This is a genomic window from Streptomyces sp. G5(2025), from assembly GCF_049542075.1.
GTDB lineage: Bacteria > Actinomycetota > Actinomycetes > Streptomycetales > Streptomycetaceae > Streptomyces.
Genome location: NZ_JBMUZT010000006.1, coordinates 176166 through 199515 on the forward strand (window position 1 = coordinate 176166; position 23350 = coordinate 199515).

Genomic DNA, 23350 nt, shown 5'->3' on the forward strand with positions numbered 1-23350 from the left:
TGGGTCGGCGTACAGATCAGGTGGCACACGCGAGGGCACAGCGGCGTGGTCCGCCCGGTCGGCCATCCCTTCGCGCCTTCGATCCTTCGCCGGGGTCTTTCGGAGAGACACTCGCGAAGGAGAGTTCCGTGACCACCGGACTTACGGCCGCCACAGCCAGGGCCACCGTGTACGGCTACCCACGCCAAGGCCCCCACCGGGAACTGAAGAAGGCCATCGAGGGCTACTGGCAGGGCCGCGTGGACGCCGACGCCCTGCGGGCCGTCGCCGCCGACCTCCGCCGGGCCACGTGGCGGCAGCTCGCCGACGCCGGTATCCATGAGGTGCCGACCGGCGACTTCTCCTACTACGACCACGTCCTGGACACCAGCGTCATGGTCGGCGCGATCCCCGACCGCCACCGTGCCGCCATCGAAGCCGGCCTTCCCCGAGCTCGCGGCCTCGCTCGACCAGGGGATGCTCCCTCGACGGCTACTTCGCGATGGCCCGCGGCACCCAGGACGTGGCGCCGCTGGAGATGACCAAGTGGTTCGACACCAACTACCACTATCTCGTTCCCGAACTCGGCCCCGGCACCGTCTTCTCCGCCGACTCCACCAAGCAGGTCGCCGAGTTGAAGGAGGCGCTCGCCCTCGGCCACACGCCGCGCCCGGTGCTGGTCGGCCCGGTCACCTTCCTGCTCCTGGCCAAGCCGGCCCCTGGCGTCGCTGCGGACTTCCAGCCGTTGACCCTCCTGGACCGGCTGCTGCCGGTGTACGCGGAGGTGCTCGCCGACCTGCGGGCGGCCGGCGCCGCGTGGGTGCAGTTGGACGAGCCCGCCCTCGTCCAGGACCGGACCCCCGCCGAACTGAACGCCGCGGCCCGCTCCTACCGTGCGCTGGGCGCGCTCGCCGACCGGCCGAAGATCCTGGTCGCCTCCTACTTCGACCGGCTCGGCGAAGCCCTGCCCGTTCTGGCCAAGGCGCCCGTGGAGGGGCTGGCGCTGGACTTCACCGGTCCCGCCGCGGCGAACCTCGACGACCTCGCCGCTGTCGGCGGGCTGCCCGGCAAGCGGCTGGTGGCGGGCGTGGTGAACGGCCGCAATGTGTGGATCAACGACCTGGAGAAGTCGCTGTCCACCCTCGGCACGCTGCTCGGCCTGGCCGACCGGGTGGACGTGGCCGCCTCCTGCTCCCTGGCGCACGTCCCGCTGGACGCCTCGGCGGAGCGCGACCTCGACCCGCAGGTCGCCCGCTGGCTGGCCTTCGCCCGCCAGAAGACCGGCGAGATCGTCACCCTGGCCCGCGGGTTGGCGCAGGGCACCGACACCATCGCGGCCGAACTCGCCGCGAACCGCGCCGCCCTGGCGTCCCGGGCCGGTTCCGCCCTCACCCACGACCCAGCGGTACGCGCCCGCGCCACGGCTGTCACCGACGCCGAAGGGCGACGCTCGCAGCCGTACCCGGAACGGGCGGCCGCCCAGCACGCCCACCTCGGACTGCCGCTGCTGCCCACGACCACCATCGGCTCCTTCCCCCAGACGACCGCGCTGCGCACCGCGCGGGCCGACCTGCGCGCGGGCCGCATCGACACCGCGGCGTACGAGAAGCGCGTCGAGGCGGAGATCCGTGAGGTCGTCTCCTTCCAGGAGGAGGCCGGCATCGACGTCCTCGTGCACGGCGAGCCCGAACGCAATGACATGGTCCAGTACTTCGCCGAGCAGCTCACCGGCTACCTCGCCACTCGGCACGGCTGGGTCCAGTCCTACGGCACCCGCTACGTCCGCCCGCCGATCCTGGCCGGTGACGTCTCGCGCCCCGGGCCCATGACGGTGCGCTGGACGGCGTACGCCCGGTCGCTGACCCGTCGTCCGGTCAAGGGCATGCTCACCGGCCCGGTCACCATGCTCGCCTGGTCCTTCGTCCGCGACGACCAGCCCCTCGCCGAGACCGCCCGCCAGGTCGCCCTCGCCCTGCGCGACGAGGTCGGCGACCTGGAGGCGGCCGGTACGCCGGTCATCCAGGTGGACGAGCCCGCGCTGCGCGAGACCCTCCCGCTGCGGGCCGCCGGGCGCGGCGCCTACCTGGCCTGGGCCACGGAGGCGTTCCGCCTCGCCACGAGCGGCGTCCGCCCGGACACCCAGATCCACACCCACATGTGCTACGCCGAGTTCGGCGACATCGTCCAGGCCATCGACGACCTCGACGCCGACGTCATCAGTCTGGAGGCGGCCCGCTCCCACATGCAGGTCGCACGCGAGCTGGCGGCGCACGGCTACCCGCGCGGGGCCGGTCCCGGCGTCTACGACATCCACTCACCGCGTGTCCCCGGCGCAGGGGAGGCGGCCGCCCTGCTCCGTAAGGGACTTGAGGCCATTCCGGCCGAGCGGTTGTGGGTCAACCCGGACTGCGGTCTGAAGACCCGGAGTTGGCCCGAGGTCCGCGCCTCCCTAGAGAACCTGGTCGCCGCGGCCAGGCAAGTGCGCTCCTCGCTCGCCCTCGACTCCTCCTGAGCACCGCCCCCCCACGTCCGGCGGCGGCGTCCCGTTGCCGGGCGTAGGGGGGCAGCGCCGTTCTCAGGTCCGCTGCCCTGACCGGTTGGGGTCGGGCGTCTGCTCGATCCATGAGACGAGCACACATGTGAGGGGCCCGTCCGCGTCATACGCGGACGGGCCCCTGTCGAGCGCCGGGCAGGCCTTGCACCTGCATTTCCCCGCAGGAAGCGGGGCGTCTTTCCTTGGACCACCAACGCATCGCCGACCGCGGTGAGTTGCCGCGACCAGGTCAAGATCGACTATACCTCATGAAAGCTCGGGGTGGCGCCCGAGGTCTCCCGCTACCGCGTGGGGTGCGCGCGCACGTGTGCCCGTTCGCCTTGAGGGCCGAACAGGACGAGCGTCTCGACCGCGTGCCCGTCGGCCGAGCCGAGCCAGTGCGGCAACGCCGTGTCGAACTCCGCTGCCTCGCCGGCCGACAGGACGATGTCGCGGTCGCCCGCCAAGAGCCGGAGCCGTCCGTTGAGGACGTACACCCATTCGTAGCCACCGTGGGTCTGCGGCGTCGGCCGCGCCGGTTCCAGGCGGCTCGGGATCAGCATTTTGAACGCCTGCACCCCGCCCGCCCGGCGGGTGAGCGGGATGAACGTCATGCCGTGGCGGTGCAGCGGCCGCAGGTGGATGCGTGGGTCGCCCGTCCGAGGGGCGCCGACGAGGTCGTCCAGAGGTACCCCGTACACGCGGGCCAGCGGCAGCAACAGCTCCAGGGTCGGCCGCCGGCCGCCGCTCTCCAGCCGGGACAGGGTGCTCTCCGAAGTCCCCGTCGCCGTCGACAGGTCGGCCAGGGTCAGTCCGCGCTGCTTCCGCAGGGCGCGCAGCCGGGGACCGACCGCGTCCAGCACCTGATCCGTCTTCTCCGTCACGCCGCCCGATCATGCCATAACGGCAATTTTCCGTGCGGTTCACGGATGCTCGCGCCAGCGTGGGTCCGCCACAGTCCTCGTGAAGGAGAGACATGAACGCTCAAGACCGGGCCGCCAACTTCTGGGACGAGCTCCACAGCCAGCGCGCTGCCGAGTCGCCGGTGGTGGCGGTGAATCCGAGGCTGGTGGAGGTCGCCGGTTCACTGCTCGCGGGCACCGCGCTGGACCTCGGGTGCGGGGCCGGAGGAGACACCCTCTGGCTCGCCGCCCGCGGCTGGCGGGTGACCGCGGTCGACATCTCCGCCGTGTCCGTGCGGGCACTCCAGGAGCAGGCCGACCGCGCCCAAGTGCCTGTCACCGCGCTCCGCGTCGATCTGGCCGACGACTTCCCCGCCGGTGCCTTCGATCTGGTGTGCGCGCAGTACCTGCACACGCCGTTCGCCCTGGACCGCGCCCGCGCGCTGCGGACCGCCGCGGAGTCGGTGAACCCGGGGGCCGGCTCGTCGTCGTCGACCACGGCTCCACGGCGCCGTGGTCGTGGAGCGAGGACCCCGACGTACGGTATCCGTCGCCCCGGGAAGTCGCCGAGGAGCTGGCACTCGACCCCGCGGAATGGTCCATCGAACGTGCCGACAGCCCGCAACGGCGAGCCACGGGCCCGGCGGGCGGCACCGCGACCGTCGTCGACCACGTGCTGGTCCTCCGCAGGGCGGGCGCGGATCTGGCGGAACGACGATGAGCGCGCAGCGGCGGCGCGACGCCGGGCCGCCGTCGACCGGCCCCGGCGAGAAGGACGTACTCGTCGGCTTCCTCGACTACCTTCGCGCCTCCGTCGCGGCCAAGGCCGAGGGCGTCCCCGAAGTCCAGGCCCGCGCTGCCGGCGTGCCGTCGGGGACGAACCTGCTCGGGCTTGTCAGGCATCTCACCTACGTGGAACGGCACTGGCTGCTCGGCCAGGACGTGCGGGACTGGAAGGCCACGTTCCACCCCGCCCCGGACGACACCGCCGAGGCCGTCGTCACCGCCTACCGGGAGACCAACGCCGCGGCGAACGACCAGATCGCCTCCTGGGACGACCTCACGGCGGCGGGCCCCCGCCCGGCCGGGCACGGCAGGCAAGCCCCCTCGCGGCGCTGGACGCTGGCCCACCTGATCGAGGAGACCGCACGCCACGCGGGACACGCCGACATCCTGCGGGAACTGGCCGACGGCACGACCGGCCGCTGAACGCCGTTCAGTGGAGGTCCGTGGCGGTGAAGTGCCGCTGATACCGCATCCCTTCCCCCGTGCCGCGCAGCACCCAGAACGCGTCCACGTCCCGCTTCTTCGCGTCCAGGAAGCCGGGCGCGCCGACCACCACGTCCAGGTGTTCGTCTCCGTCAGTGTCCAGGAGCGGGCCTACGACGGTGATGCGGTTGCGGGTGGGACCCCGGCCGGCGGAGGGGGTGTCGCTGCCGGGGACGCCCGGGCTGTCGAGAGCGATCGCCTGCACGGCCTCGGCTTCTGCCGCGAGCAGGTCGGGGACCAGCCAGACGACGCCGTTGTCGTCGTTGGCGCCGGACGCCGAGGTGACCAGGTCGGCCCTGCCGTCACCGGTGACGTCGCCGAGGGCGGTGCCGCCCATGCCGCCGTACTGCGTCTTGGCGGTCAGCCCCGGCGCGGGGCCGGTGGTGACCGCGTCCCGCTTGCCGCTCTCGGGCCCGGAGCGGGTACTGAGCCGGTAGCCGACGCTCAGCTTCTTCTGCGACGCGAGGAAACTCGCCCCGTACAGGTCGTCGCTGCCGTCGCCGTCCACATCTCCCGGCTGCCCCTCCATGCCCAGGTCCGGCCGCTCGCGGCGCTCGGCGCGCGTCAGCCCTCGGGGGCCGCCGCGCAGATAGTGCAGACCGCTGACCGTCACCTCGCCGTCGCCCTCCATCTCCGGGTCGGTTCCGTGGAACCACAGCGCCAGGTCGGTGGCCTTGTCCCCGTCGAAGTCACCGGCCAGGGAGCGGGCCGGAACCGAGTCCGGCCAGCGGCCGTCGGTCAGGTTCTGGCGGCGGGCGGGTGTGCCGTCGCGCTTGAGGGGGCCGTACCAGACCGTTCCCTCGGGGCCCGTGACACCGCCCGGGATGAACAGGTCGGCGTTGCCGTCACCGTCGAAGTCACCGGTGGCCGTGGGGCTTCTCGGTGCCCCGGCGAGCGGCTGCGGGTCGCCGACGCCGCGCGGACCGCCCCACAGCACGGTCGTCCCGTGACGCTGGGGCGCCTGGAGCAGGTCGGTGTAGCCGTCGTGGTCCAGATCGGCGCGGAACAGCCGCGTCTCCTCGGGGCCCGCCTTCGAGGCCGGCTGTGGGGCCACGGTGCGTCGGTGCGCATCCAGTCCGGCCGCCGAGCCGTACACCACCACCAGGCTCCGGCCCTCCACCACCGCCGCGAAGTCGTCGTAGCCGTCGCCGTTGAAATCTCCGGGGCGCGGCCGCGGCGAGGGCTTCCCGGCCGGTGGCCGCTCAGCCTGCGACCGGGCCGGGTGCTGCCGTCCCTGCCGTCCCTCGCCGTGGCCGCCTTCGGCCGGGCGATCCGCGGTACCGCATCCGGGCGCCAGCAGTACGGTTGCCAGCGCCCCGGCGGCGTACGCCAGGAGGTGCGACGTCCGCGCTTTCCGTTGCTCTTCATCCAGCCGTTGCATGGGACCTCGCACATCACCGACGCCAAGACACACACGTGACCACCGGCGAGGCGGAAAGGTTGCTGTCGGTGCCCAGTTCCGGCGCTACCCTTGTTTGCATCGCCGTAAGACATCGCTGTAAGATATGCGGGCCACTTAGCTCTGACGAGGTCGCAAGAGTTGCCTTCTCCGGCAGGAACCACAAGAACCCGTCGTGCCGACGCCGAGCGGAGCCGACAAGCCGTCCTTGAGGCCGCGGTCCGGTTGCTCGCCGAACAGCCCGACGCGGGCATGGCCGCCGTCGCCGCGGCGGCCGGCCTCACCCGCCAGACCGTCTACGCCCACTTCGGCACCCGTGACGCGCTGCTGGAAGCCGTCGCCGACCGTGTCACGCAGGAGGCCATGGCGGCGATGGACGCGGCGGAGGTCGAGGACGGGCCCGCCCTCGACGCGCTCCTGCGGCTTCAGGACATCGGCTGGCGGCTGTTCGAGCAGCATCCCGTGCTGCTCCAGCTCGGCACCGGCCCTGGCCATGCCGATGCCGACCGGGCGCGGCACGAACCCGTGACGGACCGGCTGACCCGGTTGGTCGCGAAGGGGCAGGCCGCGGGCGAGTTCGACCCCGGCCCGCCCGCCGCCTGGCTGGTCGCGGCGGTGATCGCCCTGGGGCACGCCGCCGGCGGCGAAGTCGGAGCCGGCCGCGTGAGCGTCGCCGAGGCGGCGGCCCACCTACGCGCAGCCACGCTCCGCGTGCTCAAGGCATAGGCGGTTCGGGGCTCCGGCAGCAGGCTCTTCAGACGCCCGAGTCGGTGCGTACGACAGGCAGAAGGGGACGCCGCCCGCCCCACCTACGACGCCGGCTCGGTGTTCGATCCCGACCCGCCGCCCACGCTCGCCCTCGGCCGGGCCTACGACGTCCTCATCCACCCGCACCGCGTCCAGGAGGCCGAGAAGCTCTGAGCGACGGCCGTCAGGGCCGGGCGTCAGGGCCTGCCCGCCAGACGAAAACTGAAGGCCCGGACAGCCGGGTCCCGTCAGGCCGTGGCGTGGGGCCGGCTGCTCGCGTCGCTGCGGTCGGCTTCGTCACGGGCCAGCAGCGAGAGCAACGATGCCACGGCCAGCCCGGATTCCGCGGGGTGGCGCAGCACCTTGCTGGGGTCGATCCGGTAGGTGTTGGTGCGTCCCTCCCTCGTGTGGGAGAGATAACCGTCCCGCTCCAGGTCCGCGATGATCTTCTGCACGGCGCGTTCCGTGAGTCGGCAGTGTGCGGCAATGTCGCGGATGCGGGCGTTGTGATCGTCCGCGATAGCTGCCAGCACCCGTGCGTGGTTAGTGAGAAACGTCCATCCAGTGTGTGGCTCGGGCACTCCATCCATGCCCCAACTCTAGCGACTCGCCATACGCGTTTTCAAAAACACGTACTACGTTTCAGGTATTAGTTGACGTGTGTATGCCGCTCCGGGCAGCCTGGGAGCGGCGGCGGGCGATGACGAGAGGGAGAGGCCATGCCGGAGCCTGTACATCCTGAGCGTTCCCTCATGGGGCGAGGCGCCGAGCATGGCCATGACGGCCGAACACCGACCTCCCTGCCGCAGACGTCGCCCCCGGCGTCCTTCGAGACGGTGCCGGACGGCGACGACCGGATCACGCTGGTGCTGCGGGGAGAGCTCGACCTTGAGGCCGGTCGCATGTTGCGGCCCGGCCTGAGCAAAGCCCTCGACCGGGCGGCCCGCGTCGTCGACCTCGATCTGAGCCGGGTGGTGTTCTGCGACTGCTCCGGCCTGAACCTCCTGCTCGGCCTGCGCCAGCGGGTCCTGCGCCAGGGCAAGGCCATCGGCATCGCCTCCAGGAGCCCCGCGGTCGACCGGATCCTGGACCTGACGGGCACCCGTCACCTGTTCACGCCCGAGGGCCAGAAGGGCGGGCCCGCGCAGGCGACGGCCCGTGACGCGGATCAGGACGAGGAGTCCGGTCAGGATCTGCGGGTCGTCGTCGCCCAGCTGCGCAGGGCGATGCAGACCCGTCCCACCATCGACCTGGCCCGCGGCATGCTGATGTCCTCCTTCAGCCTGAGCCCCGAGGCGGCCTGGGAGGTGCTGGTCACGGCCTCGCAGAACACCAACACCAAGCTGCACCGCCTGGCCGGTGACCTGGTCGGCACCGCGCAGGGGAGCACCCTGCCCGAGGGCATCCACCATCAGCTCGTGGCCGCCGTCAGCAAGACCCACTCGGCCCGCGCGGCGCCCGCGTCCAACGGCGGGACGACGGGCGACGGAGCCGGTCCCGCCGTCCCCGCGCAGAACCCCCGTTGACGTGATGTCGTAGCCACGTACCGCCCCGGGCTGCGGAACGGGCCGCATCTCCGCGTCACTCCGCGTCAGCAGCATGTCAGCGCCGCCCGGCAGGCTGCCGCGCACCAGCGGGAAGGACGGGTTCCATGCGCCAGCAGCGGTGGCGGTACCGGATGTTCGCATCACTGGTCGCGGTGTGGGGCGTCGTGGCGGCCTCGGTCGGCGGGGGCGCTCCGGCCGCCCACGCCCTCCACGCCGTCCACGCCGTCTCGGCGGTGAACGTGATCGCCGTGCACAGCGGCAAGTGCCTGGCGGCCAAGGACTCCTCGCAGTCCCTCGACGCGCCGGTCCTCCAGGCCGACTGCGCCGGGCAGCCCGGCGCCGAGTGGTCCGTGCGCGAGTCCGCGACCGGCGGCAACACGGTCACCATCGTCAACGCGCACAGCGGCCACTGCCTGACCGTGCCGGGCCCGGCCTCGGCGCGCGTGGGCACCCAGACCCGGCAGGGGGCGTGTTCCGTCGCCGCCGGGGCCGACTTCCGCCTCGTGGACACCGGCACGGCGTACATCCGCATTCAGGCCGCCGTGCCCGCCCCGGCCCTCTGCCTCGATGTCGCCTCGGGTTCGCACGCGTCCGGCGTACCCCTTCAACTCGGCACCTGTGACGGGCAGTCCGGCACCGGCTTCGCGCAACGGGCTCCGCGCGTCGGCGACGACACGCCCCTGGACCCGCTGCCGCCGGGCACTCCGACCGCCTCTCCCGAGCGGGTCAGCGTCGCCTCGGGCGGCGCCCAGACGAAGCCCGCCTCCGACTCCCACGGCGCTTCGGCGGTCAGCGCGGACGGGCGCCGCGTCGCCTTCGTCTCCCATGCGGCCGACCTGGTGCCGGGCGACACCAACGGCTACAGCGATGTGTTCGTACGCGACCTCCAGACCGGCACGACCCAGCGGGTCAGCGTCACGGACAGCGGCGGCCAGGGCAATTCCGGGTCGTCGGAGGTCTCCATCAGCGCGGACGGACGCCACATCGCCTTCGAGTCCAGCTCGTCCAACCTGGTGCCCGGCGACACGAACAACTCGGGTGACGTCTTCGTACGCGATCTCCAGACCGGAACCACCGAGCGCGTCGGCGTCGCGAGCGGCGGCGGCCAGGGGAACTCCGGCTCTTCCGCGCCCTCCATCAGCGCCGACGGACGTCACGTCGCCTTCGAGTCCTTCTCCGCCACCCTGGTGCCGGGCGACGTCAACAACGAGTGGGACGTCTTCGTACGGGACCGGCAGAGCGGCACCACCCAGCGCGTCAGCGAGACCGGTGAAGGGAACGACGGCTACGACAACTCGACCGGGCCGTCGATCAGTTCGGACGGCGGTCACATCGCCTACCTCTCCAACTCGGCCCGCCTCGTCCCCGGCGACACCAACAACCAGCACGACGTCTTCGTCTGGGACCGGCAGTCCGGCACCACCGAACGCGTCAGCGTCGCCGGCAACGGCAGCGAAGGCAACGGATACGCCTCCGCCCCGTCGATCAGCTCGGACGGCCGCCATGTCTCCTTCGCCTCCCACGCGTCGAACCTGGTGACGGGCGACACCAACGGCAAGCAGGACGTCTTCCTGCGGGACCGGCGCTCGGGCACGATCGAACGCGTCAGCGTCTCCGGCGGCGGCGGTCAGGGCAACGCCTACGCGGCTGATCCGGCGGTCAGCGGCGACGGCCGGCACGTCGCCTTCACGTCCGGCTCCACCAATCTGATCGTGCGCGACACCAACGGCGTGGCGGACGTCTTCGTCCGGGACCGCGAGACGGGCGCCACCCACCGCGTCAGCAGCTCCGGCAGCGGGATCGAGGCGGACGGGCTGTGCGCGTCGCCGTCGGTGAGCGGCGACGGGCGCTCTGTCTCCTTCGCCTCCTCGGCGGCCAATCTGATCAGCGGGGACACCAACGGCCGCCCCGACACCTTCGTCCGTCGCATCGCTCCCTAGCACCGCCCGCTCTGCGCCCGTCGTCGCCGTCGTCCGCCTCGCAAAGTCGTTACAGCAGAAGGAGCCTGATCGTGCGTCAGCTGATGTGGTCGTCGCGTCGGATACGGTTGCGGGTCGTCCCGTGGACGGTCGTGGTGGCGATGGCCTCGGTGGGGCTGAGCGCCCCGCGGGCTCATGCCGCCTCGGCGGTGAACATCATCGCCGTGCACAGCGGCAAGTGCGTGGAGACCAAGGATTCGTCGCAGTCCCTCGACGCGCCGATCGTCCAGGCGGACTGCACGGGGCAGGTCGGCGCGGAATGGTACCTACGGGAGTCCCCCACCGGTGGCGGCACCGTCAACGTCGTCAACGCCCGGAGCAACCACTGCCTGATCGTCCCCGACCCCGGTTCCGCCGGTGTCGGCACGCGGACGCGTCAGGGCGCCTGCACCGCCGCGGCCGGGGCCGACTTCCGCCTCGTCGACAGCGGGGCCGAGCACGTCGGTCTCCGGGCCGCCGCCCCCTCCCCCGCCCTCTGCCTCGACGTCGCCTCGGGCTCCCACGGGTCCGGCGTACCCGTGCAACTCGCCCAGTGCTACGGGCAGTCCGGCAGCGGTTTCGTCCAGCGGGCACCCCGGGCGGAGAACGCGACCGCCCTCGACGCCCCGCCCGTGCTGCCGCCCGCCACCGTGGCCGAGCGGGTCAACCTCACCTCCGGCGGCGCCCAGACGTCCACGCAGCTCATGGACAGCGCACCGGTCCTCAGCGCGGACGGGCGGTACGCGGCCTTCACCTCCGACGCGGCCTCCCTCGTACCCGGCGACAAGAATCTCGCGTCCGACGTGTACGTACGGGACCGGTCGGCGGGCACCACCGAACGTGTCAGCCTGACCGACGGAGACGCCGAGAGCGCCCCCGCCGAGTGGTCCGACGAGCCGTCGATCAGCAGCGACGGGCGGTACGTCGCCTTCGAATCCGTGGCGCGGGCCCTGGTGAGCGGTGACACCAACGGCAACAGGGACGTCTTCGTGCGGGACCGCACCGCCGGCACCACCCAGCGTGTCAGCGTCGCGAGCAACGGCGGGCAGGGCAACAGCTGGTCGTTCTCCCCCTCGGTCAGCGGCGACGGCCGGTTCGTGGCCTTCACCTCGGGCGCGTCCAACCTCGTGCCCGGCGACACCAACGCGGCCGACGACGTCTTCGTCCACGACCGGCAGGCCAGAACCACGCAGCGCGTCAGCGTCGCGGGCGGCGGCGCGCAGGGCAACGGGGAGTCGACGGCGCCGTCCATCAGCGCCGACGGCCGGTTCGTGGCCTTCACCTCGGCCGCGTCCAACCTCGTGTCCGGCGACACCAACGCGGCCGACGACGTCTTCGTACGCGATCTGGTGTCCGGCACCACGCAGCGCGTCAGCGTGACGGGCACCGGGGCCCAGGGCGACCGCGACTCGACGTCGCCCTCGATCAGCGCCGACGGACGCCATGTCGCGTTCTGCTCCAGCGCCGCCGGACTGGTGCCCGGCGACACCAACGGGCGTATCGACGTGTACGTACGGGACCGCCAGGCGGGGACCACGCAGCGGGTGAGCGTCGCCGACAACGGCACGCAGGGCGACGGGCATTCGGGATTGGTGTCGATCAGCGCCGACGGCCGGCACGTCGCGTTCTCCTCCAGCGCCGGCAACCTCATCGCCAGGGACGCCAACGCCGTGAGCGACGTCTTCGTCCACGACCAGGAGACCGACAAGACGCAGCGCGTCAGTACCGCCCACACCGACGGCGGGGACGGCGACCACTACTCGTCGGAGGCGTCCATCAGCGCCGACGGCCGCCACACCGTCTTCTCCTCCGCCGCCTCCGACCTCGTCCCGGGTGACACCAACGCCGCGTACGACGTCTTCGTGCGACGCAGCGTCGCCTGACGTAGTGACGGCCGCCGCCCGCGACCAGCGGGCGGCGCGGAAGGCGTTGCCGTGGGTGAGAAGCGTGTCATCGCTGAGAGGAAGATCGCCCGGCCCTCCCCGGCCCGCCCGGCCGGCTAGCGGGCCTTCTTCTTGTCGAACCAGATGGTCGCCGCCGTGGGCACGAGCCCGGCCCAGAAGATGATCTGCGGCACGGCCCGGTCCGTCCACGGGATCTCGGTGATCAGCAGGGCGCACACCATGGCCCAGCCCGCCTGGGCCAGGACGATGCGTGCCCAGCGGCCGCGGCGTACCAGGGAGCGGACGTGGAGCTGGACGCCGGCCCGCAGCCTGCGGTAGCGGCGCCATGCCCCGAAGGCCCAGATGACGGCCATGACGAACAGGAACCACAGCCGCTGGCCGACGGGGATGGGCAGCTCCGGGGCGGGCCGGTCGTCGGCGGGGAAGACGTCGACCATGGCGCCGGCCAGGCCCACGCAGAGCAGTGCGAGCCAGCGCGTGCCCCGCAGCAGGCGGTAGGTGGCGTGGTCGAGTTCCTGGCGCAGGGACGGGGAGTCGGGCTCCGCGGCGAGCGCGTCCGCGTACAGCTCGGTGGCCCGCGCGGCCCCCACGCCCGGTGCCCGCGCCGCCTTCCTCGTCTGCCGGGCGAGGGCCTCGGCGTGGTGGGGGTCGATGCGGAGGATGGCCTCGTCGAGCATGTCGGAGACCGTGCCGTTCCCGGCGGTGCTGGCGATGCGGTGCGCTATCTCGTGGGCGTACACGTCCTCGGGCCCCAGCCGCAGCGCCTCCATCGCCAGGTCGGCGGCTTCGCGGGAGACACGGTCGGCGGCGTCGTGGGTGATCTGCCGGGCGCCGCTCTCGCGGACGTGCCGGACCAGGGCTTCGCGCCATACGGCGTCGGCGAGCATGGCGTGGGCGAACGAGTCATGAGGCGCGACACGGATCATCTCGCGCAGCACGGGCTGGACCTTGAGCCAGCCGTTGTCGTGTGTCATCGCCTGGGCGCGCAGCCGGAGCGCGCCGTAGTCCTCGGGCGCCAGCTTGAGGGCCTCGTCGGCGGCCGTCAGCGCCTGCTTGGGCTGTTCCATGTGGAGGTGGCAGTAGCCGATCTTGACCCAGGCGCGTACGTCACCGGGGTCCTCGGCGAGGAGGCGGGCCAGGAGGGTCTGGGCCTGGCCATAGCGTTTGAGTTCGATCAGGGCCTGGGCCTGGTCGAGGGCGGGGGTCGGCGTGCTCACAGCTTCCGCTTCTTCTTCAGGTAGGTGATCAAGTCGTCGTAGGTGCCGCCCTCGTTGGCGTACATGGCGACGTTCCGCGCGGAGGCGAACCACGGTTCCGTGGAGGGCACGATCTGCCGCGCGGCGTCGAGCAGGTCGCGCATGCCGATCATGCGGACCGTGCCGGTGCGCGCCGAGTCGAGCAGGGCCCGTTCGGCCGCGGACTCGCACAGGTGGGCCAGGTCGGCGCCGGACAGGCCGTCGGTGGCCTTGACGAGCTTGCCCAAGTCGACGTTCTCGACGGGGCGTTCGTTCAGGTGGTAGCGGAGGATGCTCTCACGCGCGGGGGCGTCGGGCGGCAGGACGAGCAGGGTGCGGTCCAGGCGTCCGGGGCGGCGCAGGGCGATGTCCACGTCCCAGGGGGCGTTGGTGGCGGCGAGCACGAAGACGCCGTCGTCGGCCGCGGAGTCGATGCCGTCCAGCTCGGTCAGGAGCTGGTTGACGGTGTTGCGCAGCCCGCTGTGCTGGGTGCGGCTGCGCTTGGCGCCCAGCGCGTCGAGTTCGTCGAGGAAGACGACGCAGGGCGCCTGGCGGCGGGCGGTCTGGAAGATCTCGTGCATGTTGCGCTCGGAGTTGCCGATCCACATGTCGAGGACGTCGTTGACCGACACGGACAGGAAACCCGCCCCCAGTTCACCGGCGATGGCGCGGGCGATGAAGGTCTTGCCGCAGCCGGGCGGCCCGTACAGGAGGAGTCCGCCGCGCAGGCTCTTGCCGTACAGCTTGCGCAGTTCGGGGTTGCGCAGGGGAGCGAGGAACGCCGCCTCCAGGCGCTCCTTGACCTCCCGCATGCCGCCGACGTCCGCCAGGCGGATCGTGCCGGGGGTGTCCACGTCCCAGGCGCCGGCGCCCTCGGGGTCGCCGCTGCCGTCGGCGGTCAGGGGCGCCTCGACGAAGCGGGGCGGGATCGCGTCGCCCACCTGGTCGGCGGCGGCACGCCAGTCGAAGGCGCCGGTGCGGGCGTCGGGGGCGGGCAGGCCGAAAGTGTGGGGGCGGGGGCGGGGGCGCCCATCGCGCGGGCCATCAGTGCCCGGGCCTCGCCGTCGCCCGGCGCGTGCTGAAGCGCGACGGCCACCTCCGCGACCGCGGCGTCCGGCTGCCCGGCCGCCAGCAGCAAATCGGCCAAATGCAGCCGTAGCGGTACGTCGGCGGGTGCCGCCTCAACAGCCGTGCGCAAGCTTCGTATCAGGGGGAGTCCTCGGACATGCGGCTACCCTATTTGCCCGTCGCCCCTGGGCCGGAGCCGGGCTCCGGGTGCCACGACCGCTCCGTTCGGATCAGTCAGCGCGCCGTCAGGGGTCCCCGTCAGACTTCGGCCATCGGAGGGATTCACAGGAGCGCGGGGAGTTTCGATGAAGCGAAGAACCGGCACCGGCGGTGCGCTGCTCGCGACGGCGGTCGCCGCGACGGTCGCCGCGACGGGCCCGATGAGCACGGCGGCCGGGCCGGCCCACGCCGCGGGCTCGGCCACGGCGTGCGTCATGCGCGAGGGCAGCGCGCACACGGACTGGACCGGGATGACGTGGGACGCGGACATCCTGTGCGACAACGCGCCCGGCGACGTACGCCTCCAGTCGTTCAGGGACAGTCCGGTGGTCGGCCGGATGGTGACCACCCGCAGTTGGTTCGTGTGCTGGAAGGTGGGTGACCCGCACGCCGGGGGCAACAACATCTGGTACTACACCCAGGCCGACGAGGTCGTCTCACGCCCGACGGCACAGGGGTGGGGCTATATGCCCGCGGTGATGCTGGAGACGCCGCAGGACCCGGTTCCGGGCCTGCCCAAGTGTTCGTGGGGGTAACGGGGATGTCGGGGATGACAAAGATGACGAACCGTTTCGTGGGGGCGGTGCTGGCCGCGGCGATGGCCGCGCTGTGCCTGCCCGCGACGGCGAGCGCGGCGGACGCGACGGACGCGGCCGGACCGGTCTGTTACGTCCGTGACAATGTGCGGCACACCGACGTCAAGGGCCACACGTACACCAAGGACCTCTACTGCGAGAACGCCGTGGCGGACGTCTTCGCCACCCCTGAGGTCTACGGGACGGTCATCGCCAAGCTGAAGACGTCACCGAGCTGGTTCGTGTGCTGGGAGAGCGGTGACCTGCACCAGGGCGGCAACCGCATCTGGTACTACACGCAGGGCGACGAGGTGACCAACTGGCCGCTGTGGAAGGGCTGGGGTTACGTTCCGGCGTTCCGCATCGAGACCGAGCCCGACCCGTTCCCGGGCGTACCGGCCTGCCTGCCCAGCTGATCCACGGCTCTGCCGCACCACCGACCCGACCCTTGGACTCCAGGAGTGAACCCGTGGCTCTTTCCCAGGTGATACGACGCGGACGCACCGTCGCCTCGGCCCTCGTCCTGACGGCGGCAGCCGCCGTGCCCGCCACCGCCCCGGCCTCGGCGACCAGCACCGCCACGCCGGCCACCGACGAGGTGACCTGCGTCCTGCGGCCCGGCGTCGTCCACAAGGACACGCTCGGCAACACCTTCACCGGCGACCTGTACTGCGCCAACGCCCCGGGCGACCTCTACGGGCGCCCCGCCTTCGACGCCCCCGTGACCGGACGCCTCAAGACGACCCAGAGCTGGTTCGTGTGCTACTCGATCGGTGAGGCGCACAAGGGCGGCAACAACATCTGGTACTACACGCAGGGCGACGAGGCCGTGCAGCTGCCCGGCCTCCAGGCATGGGGCAACATGCCCGCGAGCAGCGTCCTCACCAGCACCGATCCGTTCCCCGGTCTGCCGCGCTGCCCCTGGCACTGATCACGCCGGGCGCCTGGGGCGGGGACCCGCTGCCCGTGCCGCCCGCGGCGCGCGCCTTCTGATCACCTAGAATCGGCCAATGGCGAAGTACTTCGACGTGCACCCCGACAACCCCCAGCGGCGCAGCATCACCAGCGTGGTGGACAGCATCCGCTCCGACGCGCTCATCGCGTATCCCACGGACTCCTGCTACGCGCTGGGATGCCGGCTCGGCAGCCGCGACGGCATCAACCGCATCCGTACGATCCGCGATCTCGACGAGCGGCACCACTTCACCCTCGTGTGCCAGAACTTCGCACAGCTGGGTCAGTTCGTCCATCTCGACAACGACGTGTTCCGTGCCATCAAGGCCACCACCCCCGGCCGGTACACGTTCATCCTGCCCGCGACGAAGGAAGTCCCGCGCCAGCTGCTGCACCCGAAGAAGAAGACCGTCGGCGTCCGCATCCCCGACCACACGGTCACCCAGGCGCTGCTCGCCGAGCTCGGCGAGCCCCTGCTGTCCAGCACGCTGCTGCTGCCCGACGAGGACGAGCCGCTCACCCAGGGCTGGGACATCAAGGAGCGGCTCGACCACGTCGTGGACGTCGTTCTCGACTCCGGTGACTGCGGCACCGAGCCCACGACCGTCATCGACTTCTCCAGCGGCGAGGCCGAGGTCGTGCGCCACGGCGCGGGCGACGCCTCACGCTTCGAGTAGCCGCGGCGGGAACGGCGGGGCGCGGTCGTCTTCGACAGCGAGCTGCATCGCCTCGGCTCAGCGGCGTCGGCGGCTCTGCGGGGCCCAGCCCGCGCCGACTCCCGCGAGGTGCGCGGCCGTCAGTGTCAGGCCGAGCAGCATCAGGCTGGTCGTGCCGAAGAAGATGTTGGTGGAGGTCTCCGTGAGATGCAGGATCCAGGCTGTGCCGAACACGACGGCTGCGCCGATAGCGAGCACGGTTACTCCTTCAGGCAGGGCGGCCCGCCGCCGCGCGGCGGTGCGGGGCGGCTCACCGGCCGGGTGCCCCGTGGCGGGCCGTCCATGCCTGTCCGCCGCCCTCCCGGGCTGACGCGGACTTGGGGGCGCCGGTCGCGGGCCTTCTCGGCCGGCCTTCGGGGGTGCCATGACGGCCCCGAACCCGGCGGGCTACTGTCACCCTCAGTGCTGGGGAGCGAGCCTCAACGCACGCCCGCGGGAGAAAGACAGCATGACGGATCACCAACTTGTGCCCCACCCTCATGACGAGCAGCCCACCTCACGGCAAGAGGGAACAGAACGGGCCACAGACCAGCTCACGGTCCGGGCACAACAACTCCAGGAGCAGGTGTTCGAGCTGGAGGTGCAGGTGCGCGCCCGCCCCAAGATCGCGCTGGCCGAAGGGGTGTTGGTCGAGCGGTACGGCCTGCCGGACGCGGACGCGGCGTTCGCCCTGATGCGCCAGGCCTCTCAGCGGGCCAACATCAAACTCCACCAGGTGGCGGTCGCCGTCGCCCGTATGCCGGGCCCGGCTCAGGGCGCCTCGCTGTGGTTCGGCGAACGGCCCCAGGACCCGGCCCCGCCGCTGACCGCTCTGGGCGTCGGCACGCTCGACGCGAGGAACCAGGGCGAGGTGCTCGGCGCCGCCCTGCGCCGTGTCCTGGAGATCACCAGTACGCACATGGGCAACGTCCAGCTGGTCGAGGACGGCACGCTCCGCATGGAGAGACACACCGGCCTGCCCCGGCAGTTCACCGACCACTTCGCCTTCGTCGACGGAAAGACCGCCTGCTCGCGGGCGGCGGTCGGCGGCAACCAGGTCACCGTCAAAGAAGTCGCCCTGTCTCCCGGCTTCGACGACATCTCACGCCGCGTGATCCTCTCGGCCGGGAGCCGCGGCGTCCACAGCGTCCCCCTCATGGACGACGCCAGGACCGTGCGCGGCGTCATCTCCTCCCACCATCCGCACCCCCTGGACGGCTTCGACCGGGCCCGGCTCCAGGCGCTGCACCGCACCAGCCGCGCCATCGGCACGTGGATCGACTGGCACCAGCGCACGGTCGTCCTCGACGCGCTGGAAGACCTGCACCAATTGGCCCTCGCGCGCCAGAAGTAGCGCCAGACGCCGCGCCGACGCCAGGAGTAGCGCCAAGAGCCGTTCTCTTGCGGAATCTTCACGCCGTAACGCCCTTGCCTGCCGGTTTGACGGGCACCCGCACCGCGTCCTCAACGGAAAGGGGAGCGGCATGATCGCGGTCGCCGTCCTGCTCCTGCCGGGGCTGGCGCTTCTGCTGTTCGTGGTGGTGCGTCTGGAGGACGGGCTGCTCGACGCCGAAGGGCGGACTTCTTCCGCCCGTCACGCCCGTCGGCGCCATCTGCGCCTGATCCCCGGCGGCAGTGACGTTTCACCGGCCATGGCATCGGTATCGCCATCCACGTCTGCGGCCCGGAGCTTCGGGGAGCGGATGCGGGGCAGGGACGCCGCCTGATACGGGCGGAATCGATACGCGGCCGGGGTCCGGACGAATCTCGTCCGGACCCCGGCCGCGGTTGCTGCGGATTCCTACCAGCGATACCAACGGCCTCGCCGGCCGCCCGCTCCCGCGGAACGCATCACAAAGCCGAGCAGCCACAGGACGAGCACCACCGCCGCGACAAACCACAGCGCCTTCAGCGCGAATCCGGCACCGAAGAGAAGCAGGGCCAGCAGAAGAACAATCAGCAGGGGAACCATCGATATCGACCTCCAGAGCACCGTGTGCCCCCGGCCCACGCCCTTATGCACGCAGGCACCACGCACGTATGCACGCTTGGCGTGCACGTGAGGTGACATGAAAGTCTACGGACATGACGATGAATGATTACGACCGCGTGCGCGCCGGCATCGAAGCCATGACGGCGTACATTTCCGGCGAGCAGGTAATGGAGGAATACGTCGCGGAGAAACGTGCCGCCGACGGAAATCTCGACCAGGTCGCCGACAGCGCGACAGCGTTGTGTGCCGCACTGCTCTTCCAGATCGCCGAGATGACCGGAAAGACCCAGCACGAAGTGCTGCAAGAACTCGCGCACGGACTCAACCGCAACGAAGCCGAGCAGCGGGACTGACCGGCGCTTCGAGACAGAACCGAGACAGTTCGCGGCGCACCCCGCGCCGCACACGCGGGAAGGAGCAGCCCCATGGACAGTCCACCGCCGCCCGCGCATGGGCATGGGCATGGGCATGGGGCAGTCTCCGCTCCCCTGACCGGGTCCGCCGGGTCCGCCGGGGGCCGGTCGGCATGGGCGCGGAGACGGACCGCCCTGCGTCGTACCCCCATATCGATGTGGAACGACGACATCTCGGACTGGGCCGCGGCGTTGACGTACTACGCGATACTCGCCCTGCTCCCCGCCCTCCTCGTCTCGGTCAGCCTCATCAGTCTGGTCAGTCCCGGTACGACCGAGGCGCTCATCGCCGAGGTCACGGACTGGGCCCCCGCGGAGGCGGGCCGCTCCTTGCACCGGGCGCTCAGCGAGATGGCCGAGGCCCGTTCCGCGGCCTTCATGGTGCTGATCGGCGGAGCGGTCAGCGCGGTGTGGTCCGCGTCCAGTTACGCGGCGGTGTTCCGCCGGGCGCTGCACGCGATGCACGGCGTGGCGGACTGCCGGCCCGCGCTGCGCAAGGCGCACCGGGTGCTCATGACCGCGGTGACCCTCCTCGCGCTGCTCGTCGCCAGTGCGTTGCTCCTGGTGCTGAGCGGCCCGCTCGCCGAGGGGCTGGGGCGGCGCGTCGGTTTCGGCGACGCGGGGCAGACCGCCTGGAGCGTCCTGAAGTGGCCCGCCCTGGTCTGTCTGGTGGCGCTGCTCGTCCTGGTGCTCTTCCGCAACGCGCCGCCCGCGGCCCGCGGTTGGCGTCAGATCATGCCGGGCGGCCTGCTGGCCGCGCCGCTCTGGCTGCTCTCCTCGGGCCTGTTCACGTCGTACGCCTCGGGCGTCGGCTCCTACGGCAGGCTCTACGGCTCCCTCGCGGGTGTCGTCGTCTTCCTGGTGTGGCTCTGGGTGTCCAACCTGGCGCTGCTCGCCGGGGCGCAGTTCACCGTGGAACTGGCCCGCGCGCGGGCCGCCGTGGACTGAACAAGCCCCCGCGCGCCTGTGCCCCGCCGGGCGGCGGGGCAGGTCCGGTCGCCTCCCCGCGCCGGACGGCCCGGCGTCAGGCGGCGCCGTCGTATGGGGTGACGCGGCGGTAGGCGGCGCGCGCGTACAGCAGTCGGGCCGTCGCCGTACCCATCAGGGCCGCCACCAACAGGCACGCCATCCAGCCGGGGTCGCGGTGGCCCGCCCACGAGATCTCCCCGGTGGGGTGGGTGGCGAAGAAGTTGAGCAGCGCCCAGCACAACAGCGCCGTCCCCGGCGCCGCGACGAACCGGCCCAGCATGCCGAGGACCGCCGCCAGCAGGGACAGCGCGGTCAGGGCGAGGCTGGTGCGGTCGAGGGCGCCGAGCAGGTCGAACGTGATCACCAGCACGAAGGAGCCCCAGGAAGCCGCCGTCCAGATCAGAGGGGTGGCCATGGGTTCGGGAACGGCTCTCGCGCCCTTGGCTATGTACTGCCACTCCATCACCGTCGGTTCCTCCCCACCACCGGGCGCCGGGCACGACAACGTCCCGGGGCCCCTCCGCAGCCGATACAGCCAACACCTCGAACGACGAGACCATCGCACCGGTCAGGGTCACGGCCGTGGTCTGCCAGCAGATTGTCGCACCCCTCCGAGGGGGCGGTGAGGCGTCTTCCCGTTGCTGAGGCGTCCGCCGCGCTTGGGACGGGCGGAGCGAGGAACCCGTCGGCGTCGGGCGCCGCTTCCCGTGGCGCCCCGCCCACACCGCCCGCATCGCCAAGGGACCTTACTCGGAGGCACTGATGGCACGAACAGATCGCTACGCGAAACCAGATGAAGGGGGCAACAAGGACAACAGGGTCGACAGGGGTAGCGGGGACAACAGGGATAACAGCACCACCACCTCCTCCCCACGCCGTACGACGCTGTCCCCGCCGGCGCGGGCGGCGACGATGCTGGTGGCCTTCGCCGGGATGGTCGCCTTCGCCGTCGTCCTCGCCCGTCTGACCTTGGAGCCCTCGGCGGCCTCCGAGGCACTGACGCACAGCAACTTCAAGCCCGGTGACTCCATCCGCGAGTACCTCGGCCAGCCCGCGTTCCGCGACACGGTCAAGCAGATCGGCGGCAACATCCTGCTGGGTGTGCCGTTCGGGCTGCTGCTGCCGGTGCTGCTGCCCCGCACGCGCGGTCTGCTGCGGGTGGCGGTGGCCACGGCGGTGACCATGGTGCTCGTCGAGCTGGCTCAAGGTGCCTTCGTGACCGGCCGGACCTTCGACATCGACGACGTCATCCTCAACACGACGGGCGCGCTGCTCGGTTACCTCGTCCTGGGCGCCGGCTCGGGCGGGCCGTGCATCCCCGGCGGCGGCACTGGTGGCACCGGTTCACCCGGCGCGGCACAGCGGGCGCCTGACGGACCGACGGAGAAGGAGGGGTACGACCATGCCCTGACGAGCCCTCATCGAGCCTGGAGGGGGGCCTCCTCAGGCCTGGAAAGGTGAATCGCCGCCGCGGATGTCACCCCTCGCGTTTATGTGACCCCCTAATTGGTAACTCGCTGTAGCGAAAGCCTCGCGTGAGGGATCCTCTGCGGAAGGCAGGCACATGTCCGCAAGCATGCTGGCCATCCTGGGCGCTGCGGTGGCGATCATCACCGCGCTGCTGCTCGCCCGCCCGCTGAACCAGACGACCACCGAAGATCTCCGGCGCCGCTTCGGTCCCGAATTCGACCGCGCGGTGGCCCGACACCTAGGGGACACAGAGGCCGCCGAGCGAGAGCTCAGCGAACGGCTGCGGCGCTTCGGCGGCCTGAGGGTCAAGGGCATGACGACCGCGGCCCGTGAGCGGTACAGCGCCGAGTGGGCCCTGCTCCAGGCGCGGTTCATCGAGGCCCCGGGGCGGACGGTCGCCCAGGCCAACGCCCTCCTCAACCGGCTGGCCGCCGAGCGTGGGTTCCCCGCCGAGTCGCGCGAGCGCCAGGCCGAGGCCCTCTCCCTGCACTGCCCGCGGCACGCGCAGGGCAGCCGGGAACTGCACGAGGCGGCGCGGCGTGCCGCCTCCGGCGAGATGGACACCGAGGCCATGCGGCGCGCCATGCTCGCGGGGTACGAGCTCTTCCATGACCTGCTGGTCCCGCGCCCCCAGGACCGCAAGGCCGACGCGCTGGCCGGCCACACGCGGCCGTACCGCCCCTTCAAGATCCCGCCGCAGCGCTCCGCGCACTCCAGCCGGTACTGACCGCAGCCGATACTGACCGCAGCCGGTACCGAGCGCCGGTACCGGGCGGCCAAGGTGTCAGCGGTCGCGGTATGGCCGCTCTCCGGTCAGGTCCACGGCGAGGTCCTCTCCTACGGAGTCGACCAAGGTGCGCGACGGTTCGGTCCAGCTCTTGAACCGTCCGCCGATCGCGGTGTCGACCGCTTGCTTCGCGGTCTCCACCCCCATGCCCGTACAGGAGAGGAACCAGGTGAGGACCGTATGGCAGAGGCCGTACCAGCCGCATTCGGTACCGGTGCGGTCCACCACCACCGTCACCAGTCGGGTAGCCGCTCGTTCCAGGTGCCAACTGCGTTCCTCGGCATCCGCCCCGGCGGGCGGCGCCATGTGTGTGAACCGCTCGGCCAGCTCCTCCAGCCAGTCGCGCCACTCCAGCAGGGACGCGACCACCTTGGCGGCCGTCGCCGCGGGCTCGCCCACGGAATGGGAGGCGCAGCACCAGGCGGTGACGACGCCACCACCACCGCCCTCGCCGACCGCCCAGTGCCATCCGCAGGCCCATCGGCCGTACCGGGCGGCCAGAAGCTCCGTGACCTCGGTGGTGAAGCGGCGTCTGTCCTCCCACCCGGCACCGGCGGGAGGAACCATCGAGGCGATCACCGCGGCGACCTCGGAGCGCTCCTCGTCGTCCCAGGCGAAGGCGATCAGGTCGGGATCGACCGCGGACCACGGCAACCAGGCCGGCGCGAGCCTGCCGTCGGCAGTCGTGGCGTTCCTCCAGAATCGGGCAGGGCAGGGCATGGCGGGGCAACTGG

22 protein-coding genes and 4 pseudogenes are annotated in these 23350 nt (G+C 71.7%); 17 read left to right on the forward strand and 9 right to left on the reverse strand.

Going from position 1 to position 23350, the window contains the following annotated elements; translation table 11 throughout:
• The first annotated feature begins 128 nt into the window (after positions 1-128).
• Positions 129-2491 (forward strand): annotated as a pseudogene (gene metE / locus ACOBQB_RS11435) (5-methyltetrahydropteroyltriglutamate--homocysteine S-methyltransferase).
• Positions 2492-2814: 323 nt separating this feature from the next.
• Here the strand turns inward: metE and ACOBQB_RS11440 are convergent.
• A complete protein-coding gene (locus ACOBQB_RS11440) occupies positions 2815-3396 on the reverse strand; it encodes a helix-turn-helix domain-containing protein (protein ID WP_423591127.1) in 582 nt (193 codons plus the stop codon).
• A gap of 92 nt (positions 3397-3488) precedes the next feature.
• Here ACOBQB_RS11440 and ACOBQB_RS11445 point away from each other — a divergent pair.
• Both ACOBQB_RS11445 and ACOBQB_RS11450 read left to right on the forward strand, forming a co-directional pair.
• Positions 3489-4135: pseudogene (locus ACOBQB_RS11445) on the forward strand (class I SAM-dependent methyltransferase).
• Positions 4132-4623: a DinB family protein gene (locus ACOBQB_RS11450; protein WP_423591129.1), complete on the forward strand. Its 492-nt coding sequence runs from the start codon at positions 4132-4134 to the stop codon at positions 4621-4623. Before ACOBQB_RS11445 ends, ACOBQB_RS11450 begins: the two are co-directional and overlap by 4 nt.
• Before the next feature lie 7 nt (positions 4624-4630).
• Here ACOBQB_RS11450 and ACOBQB_RS11455 read toward each other — a convergent pair whose 3' ends face one another.
• Positions 4631-6064, reverse strand: coding sequence for an FG-GAP and VCBS repeat-containing protein (locus tag ACOBQB_RS11455; protein ID WP_423591131.1), 1434 nt, complete (start codon positions 6062-6064; stop codon positions 4631-4633).
• A gap of 159 nt (positions 6065-6223) precedes the next feature.
• On the opposite strand from ACOBQB_RS11455, the gene ACOBQB_RS11460 reads away from it, so the two are divergent.
• A complete protein-coding gene (locus tag ACOBQB_RS11460; protein ID WP_423591133.1) occupies positions 6224-6808 on the forward strand; it encodes a TetR/AcrR family transcriptional regulator in 585 nt (194 codons plus the stop codon).
• 269 nt (positions 6809-7077) lie between these two features.
• On the opposite strand, the gene ACOBQB_RS11465 is transcribed toward ACOBQB_RS11460, so the two are convergent.
• Positions 7078-7419 (reverse strand): helix-turn-helix transcriptional regulator, encoded by a 342-nt coding sequence (locus tag ACOBQB_RS11465; protein WP_423591135.1) that lies wholly within the window; start codon positions 7417-7419, stop codon positions 7078-7080.
• A 129-nt stretch (positions 7420-7548) separates the two neighbouring features.
• Between ACOBQB_RS11465 and ACOBQB_RS11470 the strand changes: the two genes are divergently transcribed.
• The 3 genes from ACOBQB_RS11470 to ACOBQB_RS11480 all read left to right on the forward strand — a co-directional run bounded on the left by ACOBQB_RS11470 (position 7549) and on the right by ACOBQB_RS11480 (position 12217).
• Complete coding sequence (locus ACOBQB_RS11470) at positions 7549-8355, forward strand: anti-sigma factor antagonist (protein WP_423591136.1); 807 nt, start codon at positions 7549-7551, stop codon at positions 8353-8355.
• A 125-nt stretch (positions 8356-8480) separates the two neighbouring features.
• A complete protein-coding gene (locus ACOBQB_RS11475) occupies positions 8481-10316 on the forward strand; it encodes an RICIN domain-containing protein (protein WP_423591139.1) in 1836 nt (611 codons plus the stop codon).
• Between the two features lie 71 nt (positions 10317-10387).
• Positions 10388-12217, forward strand: coding sequence for an RICIN domain-containing protein (locus tag ACOBQB_RS11480; RefSeq protein WP_423591141.1), 1830 nt, complete (start codon positions 10388-10390; stop codon positions 12215-12217).
• A gap of 116 nt (positions 12218-12333) precedes the next feature.
• Here the strand turns inward: ACOBQB_RS11480 and ACOBQB_RS11485 are convergent, their stop codons facing one another.
• Complete coding sequence (locus tag ACOBQB_RS11485) at positions 12334-13455, reverse strand: tetratricopeptide repeat protein (protein WP_423591142.1); 1122 nt, start codon at positions 13453-13455, stop codon at positions 12334-12336.
• Positions 13452-14683 (reverse strand): annotated as a pseudogene (locus ACOBQB_RS11490) (ATP-binding protein). The gene ACOBQB_RS11485 and the pseudogene ACOBQB_RS11490 overlap by 4 nt, the downstream one beginning before the upstream one ends.
• 163 nt (positions 14684-14846) lie before the next feature.
• Here ACOBQB_RS11490 and ACOBQB_RS11495 point away from each other — a divergent pair.
• From ACOBQB_RS11495 to ACOBQB_RS11510, 4 genes are all read left to right on the forward strand, one after another.
• Positions 14847-15296 carry a hypothetical protein gene (locus ACOBQB_RS11495; protein ID WP_423591143.1) on the forward strand — a complete coding sequence of 150 codons (450 nt, stop codon included), beginning with the start codon at positions 14847-14849 and terminating at the stop codon, positions 15294-15296.
• Positions 15297-15310: 14 nt separating this feature from the next.
• Positions 15311-15751 (forward strand): hypothetical protein, encoded by a 441-nt coding sequence (locus ACOBQB_RS11500; RefSeq protein ID WP_423591145.1) that lies wholly within the window; start codon positions 15311-15313, stop codon positions 15749-15751.
• A gap of 53 nt (positions 15752-15804) precedes the next feature.
• Positions 15805-16266 carry a hypothetical protein gene (locus tag ACOBQB_RS11505; protein WP_423591147.1) on the forward strand — a complete coding sequence of 154 codons (462 nt, stop codon included), beginning with the start codon at positions 15805-15807 and terminating at the stop codon, positions 16264-16266.
• Positions 16267-16345: 79 nt separating this feature from the next.
• Positions 16346-16966, forward strand: a complete 621-nt coding sequence (locus tag ACOBQB_RS11510; RefSeq protein ID WP_423591149.1) for an L-threonylcarbamoyladenylate synthase — start codon at positions 16346-16348, stop codon at positions 16964-16966.
• 57 nt (positions 16967-17023) lie between these two features.
• Here ACOBQB_RS11510 and ACOBQB_RS11515 read toward each other — a convergent pair whose 3' ends face one another.
• Positions 17024-17203, reverse strand: a complete 180-nt coding sequence (locus ACOBQB_RS11515) for a hypothetical protein (RefSeq protein WP_423591151.1) — start codon at positions 17201-17203, stop codon at positions 17024-17026.
• Positions 17204-17453: 250 nt separating this feature from the next.
• Here ACOBQB_RS11515 and ACOBQB_RS11520 point away from each other — a divergent pair, with 250 nt between their 5' ends.
• Positions 17454-18338: an ANTAR domain-containing protein gene (locus tag ACOBQB_RS11520; protein ID WP_423591152.1), complete on the forward strand. Its 885-nt coding sequence runs from the start codon at positions 17454-17456 to the stop codon at positions 18336-18338.
• Between the two features lie 130 nt (positions 18339-18468).
• Entirely contained in the window at positions 18469-18711 is a 243-nt protein-coding gene (locus tag ACOBQB_RS11525; protein WP_423591154.1) for a hypothetical protein, read from the forward strand.
• Positions 18712-18785: 74 nt separating this feature from the next.
• On the opposite strand, the gene ACOBQB_RS11530 is transcribed toward ACOBQB_RS11525, so the two are convergent.
• Positions 18786-18956, reverse strand: a complete 171-nt coding sequence (locus tag ACOBQB_RS11530; RefSeq protein ID WP_423591155.1) for a hydrophobic protein — start codon at positions 18954-18956, stop codon at positions 18786-18788.
• A gap of 113 nt (positions 18957-19069) precedes the next feature.
• Here ACOBQB_RS11530 and ACOBQB_RS11535 point away from each other — a divergent pair, with 113 nt between their 5' ends.
• Both ACOBQB_RS11535 and ACOBQB_RS11540 read left to right on the forward strand, forming a co-directional pair.
• Positions 19070-19330 carry a hypothetical protein gene (locus ACOBQB_RS11535; RefSeq protein WP_230899031.1) on the forward strand — a complete coding sequence of 87 codons (261 nt, stop codon included), beginning with the start codon at positions 19070-19072 and terminating at the stop codon, positions 19328-19330.
• A 216-nt stretch (positions 19331-19546) separates the two neighbouring features.
• Positions 19547-20338, forward strand: coding sequence for a YihY/virulence factor BrkB family protein (locus ACOBQB_RS11540; protein WP_423591157.1), 792 nt, complete (start codon positions 19547-19549; stop codon positions 20336-20338).
• 76 nt (positions 20339-20414) lie between these two features.
• On the opposite strand, the gene ACOBQB_RS11545 is transcribed toward ACOBQB_RS11540, so the two are convergent.
• Positions 20415-20822 carry a hypothetical protein gene (locus ACOBQB_RS11545; protein ID WP_423591159.1) on the reverse strand — a complete coding sequence of 136 codons (408 nt, stop codon included), beginning with the start codon at positions 20820-20822 and terminating at the stop codon, positions 20415-20417.
• A gap of 299 nt (positions 20823-21121) precedes the next feature.
• On the opposite strand from ACOBQB_RS11545, the pseudogene ACOBQB_RS11550 reads away from it, so the two are divergent.
• Together ACOBQB_RS11550 and ACOBQB_RS11555 are read left to right on the forward strand one after the other, a co-directional pair.
• A pseudogene (locus ACOBQB_RS11550) lies at positions 21122-21732 on the forward strand (VanZ family protein).
• A gap of 191 nt (positions 21733-21923) precedes the next feature.
• Complete coding sequence (locus ACOBQB_RS11555) at positions 21924-22556, forward strand: hypothetical protein (RefSeq protein ID WP_423591161.1); 633 nt, start codon at positions 21924-21926, stop codon at positions 22554-22556.
• A gap of 57 nt (positions 22557-22613) precedes the next feature.
• On the opposite strand, the gene ACOBQB_RS11560 is transcribed toward ACOBQB_RS11555, so the two are convergent.
• A complete protein-coding gene (locus ACOBQB_RS11560; RefSeq protein WP_423591162.1) occupies positions 22614-23270 on the reverse strand; it encodes a hypothetical protein in 657 nt (218 codons plus the stop codon).
• Positions 23271-23350 lie beyond the last annotated feature (80 nt).

What these genes read in the sequence shown, in the direction of transcription:
- ACOBQB_RS11535 (WP_230899031.1), top strand. Translation starts at nt 19,070, where the DNA reads ATGACGATGAATGATTACGACCGCGTGCGCGCCGGCATCGAAGCCATG.
- ACOBQB_RS11545 (WP_423591159.1), bottom strand. Translation starts at nt 20,822, where the DNA reads ATGGAGTGGCAGTACATAGCCAAGGGCGCGAGAGCCGTTCCCGAACCC.
- ACOBQB_RS11495 (WP_423591143.1), top strand. Translation starts at nt 14,847, where the DNA reads ATGAAGCGAAGAACCGGCACCGGCGGTGCGCTGCTCGCGACGGCGGTC.
- ACOBQB_RS11465 (WP_423591135.1), bottom strand. Translation starts at nt 7,419, where the DNA reads ATGGATGGAGTGCCCGAGCCACACACTGGATGGACGTTTCTCACTAAC.
- ACOBQB_RS11475 (WP_423591139.1), top strand. Translation starts at nt 8,481, where the DNA reads ATGCGCCAGCAGCGGTGGCGGTACCGGATGTTCGCATCACTGGTCGCG.
- ACOBQB_RS11450 (WP_423591129.1), top strand. Translation starts at nt 4,132, where the DNA reads ATGAGCGCGCAGCGGCGGCGCGACGCCGGGCCGCCGTCGACCGGCCCC.
- ACOBQB_RS11525 (WP_423591154.1), top strand. Translation starts at nt 18,469, where the DNA reads ATGATCGCGGTCGCCGTCCTGCTCCTGCCGGGGCTGGCGCTTCTGCTG.
- ACOBQB_RS11470 (WP_423591136.1), top strand. Translation starts at nt 7,549, where the DNA reads ATGCCGGAGCCTGTACATCCTGAGCGTTCCCTCATGGGGCGAGGCGCC.
- ACOBQB_RS11455 (WP_423591131.1), bottom strand. Translation starts at nt 6,064, where the DNA reads ATGCAACGGCTGGATGAAGAGCAACGGAAAGCGCGGACGTCGCACCTC.
- ACOBQB_RS11500 (WP_423591145.1), top strand. Translation starts at nt 15,311, where the DNA reads ATGACAAAGATGACGAACCGTTTCGTGGGGGCGGTGCTGGCCGCGGCG.
- ACOBQB_RS11510 (WP_423591149.1), top strand. Translation starts at nt 16,346, where the DNA reads ATGGCGAAGTACTTCGACGTGCACCCCGACAACCCCCAGCGGCGCAGC.
- ACOBQB_RS11540 (WP_423591157.1), top strand. Translation starts at nt 19,547, where the DNA reads ATGTGGAACGACGACATCTCGGACTGGGCCGCGGCGTTGACGTACTAC.
- ACOBQB_RS11555 (WP_423591161.1), top strand. Translation starts at nt 21,924, where the DNA reads ATGTCCGCAAGCATGCTGGCCATCCTGGGCGCTGCGGTGGCGATCATC.
- ACOBQB_RS11520 (WP_423591152.1), top strand. Translation starts at nt 17,454, where the DNA reads ATGACGGATCACCAACTTGTGCCCCACCCTCATGACGAGCAGCCCACC.
- ACOBQB_RS11530 (WP_423591155.1), bottom strand. Translation starts at nt 18,956, where the DNA reads ATGGTTCCCCTGCTGATTGTTCTTCTGCTGGCCCTGCTTCTCTTCGGT.